This is a genomic window from Sphaerisporangium sp. NPDC049003, from assembly GCF_043197795.1.
Classification (GTDB): Bacteria; Actinomycetota; Actinomycetes; order Streptosporangiales; family Streptosporangiaceae; genus Sphaerisporangium.
The window spans coordinates 185,619-200,454 of the sequence record NZ_JBICTU010000010.1; the positions used below are offsets into that span (position 1 = coordinate 185,619).

Annotated in this window: 13 protein-coding genes and 1 riboswitch; of the genes, 5 read left to right on the plus strand and 8 right to left on the minus strand. The window is 72.2% G+C overall.

Annotated features, from left to right (window positions below; all coding sequences use genetic code 11):
• Positions 1-44 precede the first annotated feature (44 nt).
• From ACGFIV_RS13720 to ACGFIV_RS13735, 4 genes are all read right to left on the minus strand, one after another.
• Positions 45-1,229, minus strand: a complete 1,185-nt coding sequence (locus ACGFIV_RS13720) for a glycosyltransferase family 4 protein (protein WP_392834714.1) — start codon at positions 1,227-1,229, stop codon at positions 45-47.
• Positions 1,226-2,692 carry a M48 family metallopeptidase gene (locus ACGFIV_RS13725; protein ID WP_392834717.1) on the minus strand — a complete coding sequence of 489 codons (1,467 nt, stop codon included), beginning with the start codon at positions 2,690-2,692 and terminating at the stop codon, positions 1,226-1,228. The genes ACGFIV_RS13720 and ACGFIV_RS13725 overlap by 4 nt, the downstream gene beginning before the upstream one ends.
• Positions 2,679-3,551: a hypothetical protein gene (locus ACGFIV_RS13730; protein WP_392834720.1), complete on the minus strand. Its 873-nt coding sequence runs from the start codon at positions 3,549-3,551 to the stop codon at positions 2,679-2,681. The genes ACGFIV_RS13725 and ACGFIV_RS13730 overlap by 14 nt, the downstream gene beginning before the upstream one ends.
• Before the next feature lie 334 nt (positions 3,552-3,885).
• Positions 3,886-4,353, minus strand: coding sequence for a C40 family peptidase (locus ACGFIV_RS13735; RefSeq protein ID WP_392834724.1), 468 nt, complete (start codon positions 4,351-4,353; stop codon positions 3,886-3,888).
• 82 nt (positions 4,354-4,435) lie between these two features.
• Positions 4,436-4,595: riboswitch (cyclic di-AMP (ydaO/yuaA leader) on the minus strand.
• Positions 4,596-4,982: 387 nt separating this feature from the next.
• Between ACGFIV_RS13735 and ACGFIV_RS13740 the strand changes: the two genes are divergently transcribed.
• Entirely contained in the window at positions 4,983-5,558 is a 576-nt protein-coding gene (locus ACGFIV_RS13740; RefSeq protein ID WP_358549350.1) for a helix-turn-helix domain-containing protein, read from the plus strand.
• On the plus strand, positions 5,555-6,901 hold the full coding sequence (locus ACGFIV_RS13745; protein ID WP_358549353.1) for an MFS transporter: 1,347 nt from the start codon (positions 5,555-5,557) through the stop codon (positions 6,899-6,901). Before ACGFIV_RS13740 ends, ACGFIV_RS13745 begins: the two co-directional genes overlap by 4 nt.
• Here ACGFIV_RS13745 and ACGFIV_RS13750 read toward each other — a convergent pair.
• Entirely contained in the window at positions 6,868-7,788 is a 921-nt protein-coding gene (locus ACGFIV_RS13750; RefSeq protein WP_358549356.1) for an NlpC/P60 family protein, read from the minus strand. The genes ACGFIV_RS13745 and ACGFIV_RS13750 overlap by 34 nt on opposite strands.
• A 300-nt stretch (positions 7,789-8,088) precedes the next feature.
• Positions 8,089-9,411 carry an NYN domain-containing protein gene (locus ACGFIV_RS13755; protein WP_358549359.1) on the minus strand — a complete coding sequence of 441 codons (1,323 nt, stop codon included), beginning with the start codon at positions 9,409-9,411 and terminating at the stop codon, positions 8,089-8,091.
• A 223-nt stretch (positions 9,412-9,634) separates the two neighbouring features.
• Here ACGFIV_RS13755 and ACGFIV_RS13760 point away from each other — a divergent pair, with 223 nt between their 5' ends.
• Positions 9,635-10,768 (plus strand): phosphotransferase family protein, encoded by a 1,134-nt coding sequence (locus ACGFIV_RS13760; RefSeq protein ID WP_358549362.1) that lies wholly within the window; start codon positions 9,635-9,637, stop codon positions 10,766-10,768.
• Between the two features lie 25 nt (positions 10,769-10,793).
• Here the strand turns inward: ACGFIV_RS13760 and ACGFIV_RS13765 are convergent, their stop codons facing one another.
• Complete coding sequence (locus ACGFIV_RS13765; RefSeq protein WP_358549364.1) at positions 10,794-11,312, minus strand: hypothetical protein; 519 nt, start codon at positions 11,310-11,312, stop codon at positions 10,794-10,796.
• A gap of 228 nt (positions 11,313-11,540) precedes the next feature.
• On the opposite strand from ACGFIV_RS13765, the gene ACGFIV_RS13770 reads away from it, so the two are divergent.
• Both ACGFIV_RS13770 and ACGFIV_RS13775 read left to right on the plus strand, forming a co-directional pair.
• The gene (locus tag ACGFIV_RS13770) at positions 11,541-13,274 is read left to right on the plus strand and encodes a DEDD exonuclease domain-containing protein (RefSeq protein WP_392834803.1); all 1,734 of its coding nucleotides are present in this window, start codon (positions 11,541-11,543) and stop codon (positions 13,272-13,274) included.
• Between the two features lie 226 nt (positions 13,275-13,500).
• Positions 13,501-13,788 carry an Lrp/AsnC ligand binding domain-containing protein gene (locus tag ACGFIV_RS13775; RefSeq protein WP_358549367.1) on the plus strand — a complete coding sequence of 96 codons (288 nt, stop codon included), beginning with the start codon at positions 13,501-13,503 and terminating at the stop codon, positions 13,786-13,788.
• Between the two features lie 76 nt (positions 13,789-13,864).
• On the opposite strand, the gene ACGFIV_RS13780 is transcribed toward ACGFIV_RS13775, so the two are convergent.
• Complete coding sequence (locus tag ACGFIV_RS13780) at positions 13,865-14,755, minus strand: sensor histidine kinase (protein ID WP_392834732.1); 891 nt, start codon at positions 14,753-14,755, stop codon at positions 13,865-13,867.
• Positions 14,756-14,836: the final 81 nt, after the last annotated feature.

The window sequence follows — 14,836 nt, forward strand, 5'->3', positions numbered from 1 at the left end:
GCGCCGGGCCGGTGACCGGCCAAGCCGAGCGGTCGGCTGAGAGGTCATCCGAGGCCCTCGGCCGAGCCGGCGCCGGTGAGGCCGGGGTCGGCCAGCACCTCGGCGAACCGCTCGGCCACCAGGTCCCAGCGCCATTCCCGCTCGATCCACGCCCGGCCCCGCTCGCCCATCTCGCGGGCGCGGACCGGGTCCTTCAGCAGGGCCGTCAGGGCCGACGCCACGGCCGCCGGATCCTCGCCGTCCACCACCACGCCCGTCTCGCCCTCGCGGACCGCGTCGGGCGCGCCGCCCGAGGCCCCCGCCACGACCGGCAGCCCGGTCGCCGACGCCTCCAGGTACACGATGCCGAGGCCCTCCACGTCGAGTCCTCCCAGCCTCGTGCGGCACGGCATGGCGAACACGTCTCCGGCGTCGTAGTAGGCGGGCAGGCGGTTCCACGGCACCGACCCCGTCACGATGACCGAGTCGCTCAGCCCGCCCGAGCTGATCGCCTGTTCGAGGGCGGCGCGTGACGGCCCGCCGCCGACCAGCAGCAGCACGGCGTCCGGCGCCTCTGCGAGCACCGCCGGCCAGCAGCGTACGAGCGTGTCCTGCCCCTTGCGCGGGACCAGGCGCGAGACGCACACCACGACGGGCCGGTCGCCGATCCCCAGCGACGCCCGCACCTCCGCGCCGCCCGCTCCCCGGTGGAAGACCCCGGTGTCCACGCCGGGCGCGAGCCGTACGAGCCTCTCGGGCGGCATCACCCGCGCCAGCCTCTCGCGGGTGTAGTCGCCGAGGTAGGTGATCACGTCCGCGTGCGCGCCGATCCTCGCGAGCAGGCCCCGTGCGACGGGCACACCCGCCCAGGCGGCCTCGTGGCCGTGGGTCAGCATGACCACCCGCCGCGCCCCCGCCGCGCGCATCGCGGGCGCCAGGATGCCGAGCGGCGCCGCCGCGCCGAACACGACCGTGTCGCACGCCTCCTCGCGCACGAGCGCGGCGGCCCGCCTGGCGACGCCGGGCACGGGCAGCATCAGGGAGGTGGGGTGCCGCACGACCCGGTACGGCTGGCGCGCGTCGAACTCCTCCCAGCCGTCCCACCGGGAGGCGTAGACGATCACGGAGCCCGGCGGGCGGCGTACGGCGAGCGCGTGTACGAAGGCCTGGATCCCACCGGGCCTCGGCGGGAAGTCGTTGGTCACGACCAGCGTCCTCGCGTGCCCGGGGTCGCGCCCGGCCGGGGTCACGGCTCCGGCAGCCCGTGCAGGCGGGCCCAGGAGCGTGCCAGGGCGAGGCGCTGCGGGCTCGTCGGGTGGGACGCGTACATGAGGTACTCGAAGGCGTCGGGCGACAGGTCGGAGATGTTGGTCACGGCGAGGCGCTTCTGCATCGCCGCGAACGTCGCAGGATCGCGGGTCAGGTCGAGCGCGTGAACGTCGGCCCTGGCCTCGATCTGGCGGCTGACGACGTTCTCCGCGGGACCGGAGAGCAGGGTGGCGAGGCTCATCAGGCCCAGCAGCAGCCCGACCGCCCGTGGATCGGCCGCCGACCCGACGCCCGCGCGGCGCCTCAGCGAGGGGAGCGAGACCACCAGGAACAGCAGGCAGGCTCCGGCGGCGGCGCCGAGCGCGCCGACCAGCGTGCCGTAGAGGACGTCGCCGTTCTTGGCGTGGCCGAGCTCGTGGGCGACGACCAGCTCGACCTCGCCCGCCGGCGCCCGCAGCAGCGTGTCGTACACGACGATGCGCCGCGTCGCCCCGAACCCGGAGACGTAGGCGTTGAGCGCGGTGGTCCTGCGGGAGGCGTCGGCGACCAGCACGTCCTCCACGGGGACGCCGTCGCGGTTCGCCATGGCGATGAGGTCGTCGCGCAGCCGTCCCTGCGGGAGCGGGGTGAAGTCGTTGAACAGCGGCTCGACGACCACCGGGTAGACGAACGAGGCGACCACGGTGAGCAGGAACGCCCCGGCCGCCGCCGGGACCCACCAGCGCCGCGGCGCCCGGCGCGCCAGCCAGACGACGGCCAGCACCATGATCGCGACCAGCACGGTCTGGACGCCGAAGGTCTTGAGCCGATCTGCCGACCACGCGGGCCAGTGCTGCGTGGACAGGCCGAAGGCCCGCAGGCGGGTCTCGTACCACATGCCGAGCGGCCACTTGATCAGCAGGCTCACGGCCGAGAGCGCGAGGACGCCGAGCAGGACGCGCAGCCACCACGGGCCCCTGAGGCGGCCCACGACCCACGCGCCGAACGGCGTGAGGACCAGCACGCCCGCCACGACCAGCGTCACCGCGAGCGAGAGGTACACAGGGACGTTCACGGCGGCGTCGAACGCGGCCGCGCGGGCGATCTGCCCGGGGGTGAAGTCGCGCGCGGGATCGGGCGTCACGGCCGGGGCGGCGCCCGGCAGGGACCGCCACGGCGTGGTGACGGCGACCACCGCGGCCACGGCCACGCCGAGCGCGACGAGCGCGATGCCCGCCGCGCGCGCTCCCCCGCCCGTGCGCACGACGCCGCGAACCTCCTCGATCAACCCCGCCACGTGACAGCCCTCCTCACCCGGCCGCTCACGGCACACCTCGGGCGCACCGCCCCCGTGGCCACCGGCCCGCAGGCCCCGCGACTCCGGCACGCGGCCGCCGTGACCACCGGCCCTCTCCCCTCGCCCGCGCCGCGCCTCGGGCGCGCCCGCGGCGTCACGAGAGCTCACTCCGGACGTACTCACGCCAGGCGGCGGTGAACTCCTCCGTGGTCATCCCCAGAGCCCGGCCGAGCGCTGTCCGCGGGTCACTTCGCATGGACTCACGGTAGAGGGTCACAAGGGCACGCTCGCCGAAGCGCCCCGCGACATACCGGCAGGCGAGCCACGCCTCCTCGTACGCCTGCGCCAGGCGCGCGGAGCCGGCGGCGAACGAGGACGGGCCGGGTAGCGCCGCAGGCGGGCTCCCCGCGCGCACCTCGGCGGCCAGTTCCGCCGCGGCCGTCGTCACGGGGATCCCCGCGCCGAGGTAGCCGACGTAGTCGGCGAACCCCTCGATCAGCCACTTGGGGGTGTGGCCGTCGGCCGCCGCCCCGGTGGCGACGTGGGTGAGCTCGTGGGCCAGGACGACGTCGCGGCCCGCGTCCGTCAGGCGGGCGAAGGAGCGCGGCTCGATGATCACGCGATCGGTGCCGGCCACCGCCGCCAGCCCGCTCACCGTGGCGGGCGCGGCGAGCCGCGCGGCCTGATCGGTGGTCGCGGGGACCAGGATCAGCGGCCGTACCGGCCCCGCGACCCGGGCGACGGTCAGGGCCGCGCGGTCGGCCCTGCGGGCGAGATCCGACAGGCCCGCAAGGCCCGACAGGCCCGCGAGGCCCGGTCCGGCCGGGGCGCCCGCGCCGCCCTGAGCGCCGCCCGGCCGGCCGATGACCAGGGAACGCTCGCCCTGGACCACCTCGGCCCCTGACCAGATCTCGGGATGCTCGCGGATCACCGCGTGCGCGAGGGACAGCGGGCCGCCGGCGCCGGGAGGACCCGTCAGCGCGGCCAGCAGCCCCGCCAGTGCGGCCCAGAGCCAGACGACGCGCATGCGGGCAATCTACCCGCTGCCTCCGGCGAACCAGGCCCGTCCCGGGTACGGCCGGGAGACGTCTGAAGGCCCGTCCCGGGAAAGGCCGGGAGGTGTGAAGGCCTGTCCCGGGTGCGGCCGGACGGGTGAAGGCCCGTCCCCGGTACGGCCGGGACGCGCGTGGGCCTGTCCATGATCCGGAGGGTCAGGGCCGCCGGGGGACCGGCCGGGGACGCGCGAGGGCCCCGTCCGCCTCGATGGAGGTGGACGGGGCCTTCACGGCCGTCGCGTGGTCAGCGTGCGGGCGGGGAGGCTTCCCGGGAAAGCGGTCCTGGGAAGTCCCCTGGCACGCGGGTCACGCTCCGGGGCGGACGGCTCCGACGAAGCTGACCTTGCGGTAGCCGTTCAGCTTGTCGATGCGCACCCTCGCACCGCTGTGCGGGGAGTGGATCATCTTGCCGTGCCCGACGTACATGCCGACGTGACCGAGACCGCTGAAGAACATCAGGTCGCCAGGCTTGAGGTTCTTCCAGGAGATCTTCTTCTTCACAGAGCGGAACTGGCTGGCCGCGATGCGAGGAAGCTTCACGCCGGCCTTGCGCCAGGCGTACATGACGAGGCCTGAGCAGTCGAACGAGCCGGGGCCGCTGGCACCCCACCGGTACGGATCGCCGAGCTGCTTCTTGGCCGCGGAGACGGCCGTGTGCGCCTTGATTCGCTGCCTGGCGGCCTTGCTCAGCTTGGAGGAGCTCTGAGGGGCGGCCACCGTGGCGGCGTCAGCCGCCGTCGCCTGTATCGCGACCGCCCCGGCGGAGGCCGTCATGGTGAGCACGGCACCGCCGAGGGAGAGGCGGGCGAAGCGAGACAGACGGGGGTTTTGCGTGGTGCTGGACAGGATCGCTCCTTGGTTCTTCCACTCACGCCTACCGGGTTAGCTGACGGATTCGGGCTTGGAAGTCGCCCTACGGCGCCAATGGCGCCGATTCACCCCCTGACCCCACATTTAGGGCCAATTGGGTCCCCGGCTCCGTGCTCCTTGCCGCACGGATTCGGCAGGTCACCGCTGCCCGCGGTCCTGATTCGCGCCTTGTTTTCGACGGCGGTGACCAATGGATTCGTTCTGCTGGCGCCGGTCGGCCGACCGGCTTTGCTCACGACGGCATGGCGTGCTCGCCGCGGGCCAGAAACTACACAGATCCTCAATTGGAGGCAAAGCCTGAGCCAAGTCCGTAGATCAAATAGGGGTGATCAATAACGGATATCCCCTGCAAACCAGGGGCCTCGTTTACCTAAATGTGATTCCCCTCACATATCCCGAAACAGCACCAGTTGTGAGTCACATCCGTCACTCCGGCCCCACGCGTCGGCGATCTTCCGCAGGGGCCTGGTTCCGCAACCGCTCTTTCGCAACAGCTCTTGCACAGCAGTTGTTGCGCGTGTCAGCCTGATGCCATGGACCAAGAGAACATCCGCACGATCACCGACTCACGGGTGCTGGCCGCCCTGGCGCATCCCCTGCGGCGTCGTCTCATGGACGTGCTGAAGGTGGACGGCCCCTCGACGGCCAGCATGCTCGCCGAGCGCACCGGTCAGGCGGTCGCCAACGTGAGCCACCACCTGCGGGTGCTGGGCGCCAGCGAGCTCATCGAGGAGGCCCCCGAGCTTGCCCGCGACCGCCGCGAGCGCTGGTGGCGGCTGGTGTCGGCCGGGGTGCGCTGGACCACCGCCGACTTCGGCGGCGACCCCGCGTCCGCCGCCATCGCGAGTGCGGCGGAGTCCCTCAACCTCGACCACCACGTCAACCTCGTGCGAGCCTGGTACGCCGCGGGCGAGGACGAGCGGGCGATGTGGCGAAACGCGCCGTTCTCCACCGACAAGTGGCTGCGGCTGACCCCGGCCGAGCTGAGCGAGATCGAGCAGCAGATCAACGACCTCCTGCGCCGGTGGGCCACCCGCGAAGTGCCCGACGACGGGGAGCGGCGCGACCCGGTGTTCCTGTTCGCCTTCGGCGTCCCGGGGCAGCCGTGAGCGGAGCCGTCACCAGACCCCCCGCCCCGGGCGCCGTCCGCCGCCGCAGAGGCGGCCTGCTGCGCGACCGCGACTTCCGGCTGCTGTGGGCCGGAGAGACCGCCAGCGGCTTCGGCAGCACCCTCACCAGTGTGGCCCTGCCACTGGTCGCGATCACCGTGCTGCACACGAGCACGTTCTTCGTGGCCCTGCTGACGGCGGCGGCGTGGCTGCCCTGGATGATCATCGGCCTTCCCGCCGGGGCGTGGGTCGACCGCCTCCCCCGGCGGCCGGTGATGCTGATCTGCGACGGCGCCTCGCTGGTGCTGTTCCTCAGCGTCCCGGTCGCCGCCTGGTGGGGCCGGCTGACCATCGGCCATCTGCTGGCCGTCGCGCTGCTCGCCGGCACGGCGAAGGTGTTCTTCCAGACCGCCTACCAGGTCTACCTTCCCGCGGTGGTCCGCGACGCCGACCTGCCGGAGGGCAACGCCAAGCTCCAGGGCGGCGAGTCGGCCGCCCAGGTCGTGGGCCCCGGCGTGGGCGGCATCGTCGCGCAGCTCTTCGGCGCCGTCACCGGCCTGCTGGTCGACGCGGCGACGTTCCTGATCTCTGCGCTCTGCCTGCTCGCGATGCGGACCCGCGAAGCGCCCGTCAGCCGGGAACGCCGGTCGGCCACGCTGAGGCGGGAGATCGGCGAGGGACTGGCTTTCGTCGCCCGTGACCCCTACCTTCGCGTGCTCACGGTCTTCGGGGCCGTCAGCAACCTCGCGCTCATCGGGTATCAGTCGATCCTCATCGTCTTCCTGGTCCGCGAGGTCGGCGTGAGCTCCGGCACGGCGGGCGTCCTGATCGCGGCGACCAGCCTCGGCGGCGTGGCCGGCGCCGCGAGCGCCACCTGGATCGCGCGGCGCGTCGGAAGCGCTCACGCCCTCATCGCGTGCGAGATGGCAGGAGCCCCGTTCGGGCTGCTCATCCCGCTGGCGAGCCCGGGGTCCGGCCTGGCCTTCGCGGTGGCGGGCGGCCTCGGCGTCGTCGCGGGCGTGGTCGCCGGCAACGTCATCAAGTCGAGCTTCCGCCAGATGTACTGCCCGCGTGAGCTGATGGGCCGCGTCTCGGTCAGCATGCAGTTCGTCAACTACGGCACGATCCCGCTGGGCGCCCTGATCGGCGGGGCGCTCGGCGACGCGATCGGCGTCCGGCCGTCGATGTGGATCCTCACGGGAGCCCTCGCGCTGACGGGCCTCGTCCTGCTCGCCGGGCCGATCCGGCGGCACAGGGACCTGCCGTCCTCGCCCCCTGCGCGCCCCCGCGCGGCGTCAGGACAGGGCGCTCAGGGACGTACGGCGCCGAAGATGCCCCGGTAGGACGAGAGCGGGACGACCTTCACGACGTCGCCCGTGCGGGGGGCGTGGACCATCTTGCCGCCGCCCGCGTACATGCCGACGTGGCCGAGGCCGGAGGCGAACAGCAGGTCGCCCGGCTGCAGGGCGTTGAGGGAGACCCGGCGGGAAGCCCCCCAGGAGTACTGCTCGGCGGCGGTGCGCGGGAGGCTGACGCCGGCGGCCCGCCAGGCCGCCTGGGTGAGCCCTGAGCAGTCGTAGGAGCCTGGACCGGTCCCGCCGTACCGGTAGGGCTTTCCCACCTGGGCGAAGGCGAACTGGAGGGCCGTGCGCGCGTTGCCGGAGGCGGAGCCGGTGTACTTGATGCCCGCGCTGTTGGGGTTTCCCGCGTTGTAGGCGTTGAGGCGGCGGAGCAGGCGCTCCTGCTCGCCGACCAGCTTCTCGACGTCCTTCTTCTGCTTCTTGAGGTCGTCGAGGAGCTTGATCGCCTTGTCGTAGGCGCCCTTGGCCTTGTCGCGCTGGCCCTTGATCGAGCGGGTGGCGTTCTCGAACTCGGTCAGGGTGCGCGACTGGCCGGCGGACATCTGGTCGACCGAGGCGAGCCCGGCCAGCAGCGACTCGGGGTCGCCCTGGGTGACGAGGCTCGGCCAGGCCAGCAGGTCTCCCGACTGGTACGTGCTGACCGCGACCGACACCAGACCGGCGCGCAGGTCCTCGATGATGTCGAGCTGCTTCTTGAGCCGGCCGTTGAGGTCGTTGTACTCCTTGCGGGCCTTCTTCCAGTGCTCGCCCGCCAGGTTGTAGCGGTCCACCACCTTGTCGGCCTGGTCGTTCAGCTTGGCGAGCCTCGCCTTGGTCTGGGCGACCGTGGGCTTGGGCTTCGCCTCCGCCCCGCCTGCCTGCGTAAACAAGACTGCGGCGACGAGACCGGCGGCCACCGGAACCCGCCGGACTCCCCGGATGCCACGCACGACCACTGGGACGCCAGCCCCCTCATGTGAGACAAGTGAGACAACCTGGGGCGAGATCCTACAGAAGTCGCACTGCTAACTGCACCTTTTCATCGGGAATTGGTTTCAATAAGACAACCCCGGTTTGCCTGACGCGCGCGGGTTCAGGGGGTACCCCAGACACCAGGGCGCGGAAACGACAAACCGGGAGAATCCGGAGGTCAGACGCGGCCAGGTGACAAACCGGGAGGCACCGGAAGGTCAGGCGCGGCTGAGGCGGCGGAGCAGGAGGGTGGCCGGCACGGGGCGGGCGCCCATGCGGCGTACCGAGTCGGCCACCTCGCGGTCGGATGAGACGACGGCGACCGCGCGGCCCGGGGGCTCCGCGCGGACGAGCTGCCGGATGAGGTCGTCGGCGATCTCCCCCGGCGCGCTGAACAGCACGCGCACGCCGCGCGGCGCCGACACCTGGACCGGCCCGTTCAGCTCCGCGCCGTCGAACGCGCACGTGACCTCGACCCTGGTCTGCACGGCGAGGCCGCCGAGCCCGGTGAGCAGCCGCGAGCGCTGGTCGAGCAGGGTGAGCGAGGGATACCCGGTCTTGGTGACGTTGTAGCCGTCGACGACCAGGTGCAGGTGCGGAATGGCCAGGAGCTGGTCGAGCAGGGCCGGGTCGTCGTCGGCGAGCGCGCGTGCGGGCACGGCGCGCACGGACGGGCGGCCGGGGCTCACCGCGGTGACGGAGTCGGCCGGCCTGCTGATCGCGACGGGCAGGGCCAGCTCGCTGCGCAGCCCCGCCGCCGCGTCCTGGAGGCTGTCGAGGAGCACGCGGACGCGGGCGTCCTCGATGCTGCGCCCCTCGCGCGCCGCGCGCCTGCTGGCCTCCACCTGGCGCTCGGCGTCGGTGAGGCGCTCGCGCAGCTTGCGCAGCTCGCTCTCGGTCGCGCTGGTCGCCGAGGTCACGGCGGACCTCGCCTCCTGCTCGCGGACCTGCAGCTCGGCGGCCCGCTCCTCGGCCACCCTGACGCGCTCCCTGGCGTCGTGGAGCCTGCGCCGCAGGTCGGCGATCTCGGCCTTGGACACCCTGAGCTGCTCGCGCAGCCGGTCGGTCTCGTCCTTGGCGGACGCCTTCTGCGCGGCGAGCTGCTCGCGCAGCCGTACGACGGTCTGCTCCTGGGCGGTGCCCTCGGCCGCCGCGGCGGCCTGCTCCAGGTCGGCGCGGGCGGTCTCCACGAGAGCGGGCCACCCGGGAGGCCGCGTGAGGTAGGCGGCGGCCGCCACGAGCACCGGCTCGGCCGCGGGAGGGACGTTGCCCTCCTCCAGGCTCGCGACCAGCTCGGGCCACGCCTCCTGGAGCGCCTCGGCGACGATCTCGCGGAACTCCTTGTCGGTCTCCAGCTGCGCGGCGATCGGAGCGCTGCCCAGCCGGGCGCGCTTGCGCGGATCGAACTTGGCGATGCCCTTCAGCGGAGGCGGGATCGCGGCGGGCTGCATCGAGCCGAGCACCTGCGCGGCGAGCTCGACGACATGTAAGCGCACCTGCTCGGGCAGCGGGCGAGACAGGCCTTCTCCGGCTGAACTCATCCGTCTTCCCCTAGCTGACTGGCCATTCAAATTCCGTCTATCCGACAAGGGTACGGCTGGCGCGTTCGTGGTCAGCGCGCTTGGCGCCCGGTTCCTCACCACCCGCCGCCCCCGAAGCCGCCGCCGCACCCCCTCGCGCCCCGGTTAACGGCAGGCGAACGGCATATGGACAAGCGCTTGCTACCGATGTACGACTGGGCCACCACGGATGAGGGAGACGACGATGCCGAGGCTGGACGACCAGCGTGCCGAGAACGGGGAAATGCGTACGTCCACCCGTGACCTGGGCGAACTCCGCGAGCGCATGCGGGCCTGGCTCGCGGGCCGGCTCCCGGGGGCGTCCCGGGTGTCGGTGTCCGAACTGTCGCGCCCGTCCGGCAACGGCCTCTCCAGCGAGACGCTGTTCTTCACCGCGTCCTGGACCGGCGGCCCGGACGAGCGGGAGCTCAGATGCGTCGCGAGGATGGCCCCGGCCCCCGAGGCGGTGCCGGTCTTCCCCGAGTACGACCTCGGGAAGCAGTTCGAGGTCATGCGGCTCGCGCGCGAGCGGGCCGCCGTCCCCGCGCCCCGCACCCTGTGGTTCGAGCCCGACCCGGCCGCGCTCGGCTCGCCGTTCTTCGTGATGGAACAGGAGGAGGGCGACGTCCCGCCCGACCTCGTGCCGTACACGTTCGAAGGCTGGCTGGTCGACGCCTCCCCCGCCGACCTCGCGCGCCTGCAGAGGCGGACCGTGCAGATCCTCGCCCGGCTGCACAACGCGGCCGTACGGCCGGAGGAGCTGGCCTTCCTGCGGCCGCGCCATCCGGGCGACTCGGCGCTGCGGCGGCACGTCAACGAGCAGAGGGCGTACTACGAGTGGGCCCACGGGTCGCTGCGGATCCCCATCCTGGAGGACGCGTTCGCGTGGCTGGACGACCACTGGCCCGCGTCCCCGGGCCAGGACGTGATCAGCTGGGGCGACGCGCGCGTCGGCAACGTGATGTACCGGGACTTCACGCCCGTCGCGGTGCTCGACTGGGAGATGGCGGCGGTCGGGCCACGGGAGATCGACATAGCGTGGATGATCTTCCTCCACCGGTTCTTCCAGGACGTCACTCATGTCATGGGACTGCCCGGTCTTCCCGGTTTCATGACCCGCGAGGACGTCTGCGCGCAATACCACTCCCTGTCGGGGTACGCGCCCAGGGACATGGAGTTCTACGAGATGTACGCCGCCCTACGCCACGGGATCATCATGGCCCGCGTCTGGCACCGCCGGATCCACTTCGGCGAGCTGGCCCTGCCGGACGACCCGAACGACCTGGTGATGCACCGCGCCGCGATCGAGAGCATGCTCGACGGCCACTACTGGGACTGAGCCGGGATCGCGGCGCGGCACGGCGTCAGCGCGAGGAGATGATCGTCTTGGACTTGGCGATGAGGTCGTCGCGGGAGACCTCGTCCACGTAGTCACGCGTGCTCAGGCCCGACTCAAGGCCGACGGCCCTCGCGTAGTGACCGACGTAGTACCTGCCGGCGTACTTGTACTTGATCGAGATCTGCATGGTCATGGAGATGGTGTCCCTGCCGCGGAGCGGGACCACGCAGTACGCCCGCGAGGCGGAGTACCCGCACTTCGCGTGCGGCGGCTTGGAGGTGAAACGGACCTTGGACACCGTGTTCTTCGGCAGGTACGCGGCGAGCACCAGCCCGTCGGCGGTGAGCCGCCGGAGGTGGACGGCCTTGTAGCGGAACGTCGCGACGCCCCCGCGTCTGATCCCGGTGGGGTACCAGACGTACGCCTTCGCCTTCTGGGCGCCGGTCGGGGCGGCTTGGACGGACGCGGCCCGGGTGGAGGTGGCCTCGGCCGGAGCGGCGGTCCAGAGCAGCGATGCCCCCGCCAGGGCCAAAGAAGTGATCAATAACGATGACCTGCGCATACGCGCCTCCCCGTGAGTGATGGGCTTGAGCGGCGCCGCACGTGGGCGGTCCTGTCGCCCGAACGGTCGCCGCGAGTGAAAGGTCGATCCATCGGATCGCCGATATATCAGGCGCATCCGAACATCAGCCGTATAACGACCAAGAACGTCTAGGGTTGCGACCGGATCAAGGACCGCCGGTGCGAACTGTCGGACCGGGCTCGTATGGTCATGGTCGTGGAGATCGGGGTTCAAGGAACGCTTGACGAGCTGGGCACGCCCCTCGACCAGGTGACCTTCGTCGTCTTCGACCTGGAGACGACGGGCGGGTCATCCGCGGAGCACGCCATCACCGAGATCGGCGCGGTCAAGGTGCGCGGCGGCGAGGTGCTGGGCGAGTTCGCCACCCTGGTCGACCCCGGGCGTCCCATCCCGCCGTTCATCACGGTCCTGACCGGCATCAGCGACGTGATGGTGATGGCCGCGCCGCGCGTCGAGCAGGTCCTGCCGTCCTTCCTGGAGTTCGTACGCGGGGCCACGCTGGTCGCGCACAACGCCCCTTTCGACGTCGGCTTCATCAAGGCCAACTGCCAGAGACACGGCTATCCCCCGCCCGCCAACCCCGTCGTCGACACCGCCGACCTGGCCCGGCGCGTCCTCACCCGCGACGAGGTGCCCAACTGCAAGCTCTCCACCCTGGCGAGGATCTTCAGGAGCACCACCGAGCCGTGCCACCGGGCCCTGGCCGACGCCAAGGCGACCGTCGACGTGCTCCACGTGCTGATCGAGCGGGTCGGGGCCTACGGCGTGCAGACCCTGGAGGAGCTCAAGGGCTTCGTGCGGGCCCCCACGCCCGAGCAGAAGCGCAAGCGGCACCTCGCGGTGAGCATCCCCAGCACCCCGGGCGTCTACGTCTTCGAGGACGAGCGCGGCGAGGCGCTGTACGTCGGCAAGAGCGGCGACCTGCGCCAGCGGGTGAAGTCCTACTTCACCGCGAGCGAGACCCGCCCGCGCATCCGCGAGATGATCGGCATCGCAGAGCGGGTCCGGCCGATCGTGTGCGCCACCGGGCTGGAGGCCGAGGTCAGGGAGCTGCGGCTCATCGGGGCCACCAAGCCGCGCTACAACCGCCGGTCGCGCTTCCCCGAGAAGGTCGTCTGGCTCAAGCTCACCGATGAACCCTTCCCCCGGCTGTCCATCGTGCGCGAGGTCAAGGCCGACCAGGCGACCTACCTCGGCCCTTTCTCCTCCGCACGCGGCGCGGAGGAGGCCAGGTCGGCGCTGCACGAGGCCGTGCCGCTCCGGCAGTGCACCGAGCGCATCACCCCCCGCACCCGGCGGGCCGCCTGCGCCCTGGCCGAGATGGGCCGTTGCGGGGCTCCGTGCGAGGGCCGGCAGAGCGTCGACGACTACCGGCGCCACGTCGACGACGCCAGGGCCGCCATGGAGCACGATCCCGGCCCGGTGTTCTCGGCCCTTGAGACCCGCATGGAGCGGCTGGCCGCCGAGCAGCGCTACGAGGAGGCCGCCCTCGACCGTGACCGGCTCGCCGTCTACGTACGCACGGTGGCGCGCATGCAGCGACTGCGGTCGCTCACGGGCATCCCGCAGCTGATCGCGGCGAGCCCCGCCTTCGACGGCGGGTGGGACATCCACGTCGTCCGCCACGGCCGGCTCGCCGCCGCCGGCGTGATGCCGCGCGGCGCCCATCCGACCCCGTACGTCGACGCGCTGGTGGCGACCGCCGAGACCGTGTCCCCCGGCCCTGGGCCCCTCCCGGCCGCGGGCGCCGAGGAGACCGAGTGCATCCTGCGCTGGCTCGACTCCCCCGGCGTGCGGCTGGTCCAGGTCGACGGCACCTGGAGCCTCCCCGCCCGCGGCGCCGGCCGCCTCAAGCAGCGCATCGACCTCGCCTACAAGGGCATCCAGCCCCACCACCCCCGCGAGGGCCGGCCCCTGCGCTGACCCTGATCACCGATCACGCGCTCCTTGAGCCCTGGGCTCACGCGGAGGATGTCCAGGCGGGAATTTCACGTTGAGCACGGGAATCAATACAGTGAGTGCGAGCAGGGGCCGCCTCGCACAGTTCCGCCGGTCGGCGGCGGCGGGTTCGCCGGCGAGAGCCGGTGGCGGTGATCGAGACCGGCGGCGCTAAAGTCGGGCCAGACCGTACTCGAAGGAGAGAGCTCGAATGATCACCGCGATCGTGCACATCAAGGCGGAGGTCGACCGGATTCCCGAGGTCGCCCAGACGCTCGCCGAGCTCGACGGGGTCAGCGAGGTCTACTCGATCACCGGAGACTACGACCTGGTCGCCATGGTCAGGGTGGTCGCCTACGACGAGGTCGCCGAGGTGATCCCCGGGCGCATCAACAAGGTGTCCGGCGTGCTCGCCACCGAGACCCATCTGGCCTTCCGCACCTACTCCAGGCACGACCTGGACGCCGCCTTCTCCATCGGCCTCGCCGAGGCCGACTGAGCGCCCGCACCCTTCCGGACGAGCCGGAGCGTGCTCCCTCCCCTTCCGGACGAGCCGGAGCGAGTTCCCGGCGGTACTAGGCGCTGTTACGCGTGCTCGATCGCAGGTGGGCGGCCGGGCGGGCGGGGGTGGCCGCCGGAAGCCGGGCGCGGACCTCGAAACCGCCACCGGGGAGGGCTCCGGCGGAGAACGATCCGCCGAACAGCGCCGCGCGCTCGCGGATGCCGATCAGCCCGGGACCGAGGACCACCGCACCACGGGCGCGACCGTCGTCGCGTATGAGCACGTCCAGCAGACCGGGCCCCCACCTCAGCGCCACGTGCGCCGAACGTGCCGAGGCGTGCCGCTGCGTGTTGGACAGCGCCTCCTGGACGATCCGGTAGACCGAGATCTCCAGCGCCTCCCCCACCGAAATGGGGTTGCCGTCCTCGACGAGCTCGACGCCCAGCCCCGACTCCCGCGTCCGCGCGAGCAGTTCCGGCAGGTCGGCCAGGCCGGGCTGCGGTTCCGTGCCCCTGACCGTGCCGGTGGCCGCCTGTAGCAGGACCAGCATCCGCTGGAGCTCGGTCAGCGTCTGGCGGCCGGTCTCCTCCGCCGCGTGCAGCGTCTCGCGCGCCCGCATCGGGTTCTTCTCCATGATCATGCGTCCGGCGCCGACACCGAGCGTCATGACGCTGACCCGGTGCGCCACGACGTCGTGCAGCTCGCGGGCGATCTTGATCCGCTCCGCGGCCGTCGAGGCCAGGGCGCGCGCCTCGTGCTGTTCGGCCATCGCCGCCTCGCAAGCGGACAACTCGGCGCGCAGCTCCCGGCTCCGCCGGTTGGACAGCAGGCGCTTCCCGAAGGCCACAGCGCCGCCCAGCGGACCGACGAGCGCCACTCCCACCACGGGGCCGGGCATACCCCACGCCTCGGCCTTGATGGCCGCCAGGGAGCCGACGGTGGCGAGAAGGTCGAGGTAAAGCATGGCGACAGCCTAGAAATGTCCGAAAATCTAGACATCCCCTCGTGGGAGGATCTCACGTCATCCCACGAGGGGACGCGCGAG

Coding starts and splice junctions, on each gene's coding strand:
- ACGFIV_RS13730 (WP_392834720.1), bottom strand. CDS start 3,551: ATGCGCGTCGTCTGGCTCTGGGCCGCACTGGCGGGGCTGCTGGCCGCG.
- ACGFIV_RS13735 (WP_392834724.1), bottom strand. CDS start 4,353: ATGACGGCCTCCGCCGGGGCGGTCGCGATACAGGCGACGGCGGCTGAC.
- ACGFIV_RS13740 (WP_358549350.1), top strand. CDS start 4,983: ATGGACCAAGAGAACATCCGCACGATCACCGACTCACGGGTGCTGGCC.
- ACGFIV_RS13755 (WP_358549359.1), bottom strand. CDS start 9,411: ATGAGTTCAGCCGGAGAAGGCCTGTCTCGCCCGCTGCCCGAGCAGGTG.
- ACGFIV_RS13760 (WP_358549362.1), top strand. CDS start 9,635: ATGCCGAGGCTGGACGACCAGCGTGCCGAGAACGGGGAAATGCGTACG.
- ACGFIV_RS13770 (WP_392834803.1), top strand. CDS start 11,541: ATGGTCGTGGAGATCGGGGTTCAAGGAACGCTTGACGAGCTGGGCACG.
- ACGFIV_RS13775 (WP_358549367.1), top strand. CDS start 13,501: ATGATCACCGCGATCGTGCACATCAAGGCGGAGGTCGACCGGATTCCC.
- ACGFIV_RS13780 (WP_392834732.1), bottom strand. CDS start 14,755: ATGCTTTACCTCGACCTTCTCGCCACCGTCGGCTCCCTGGCGGCCATC.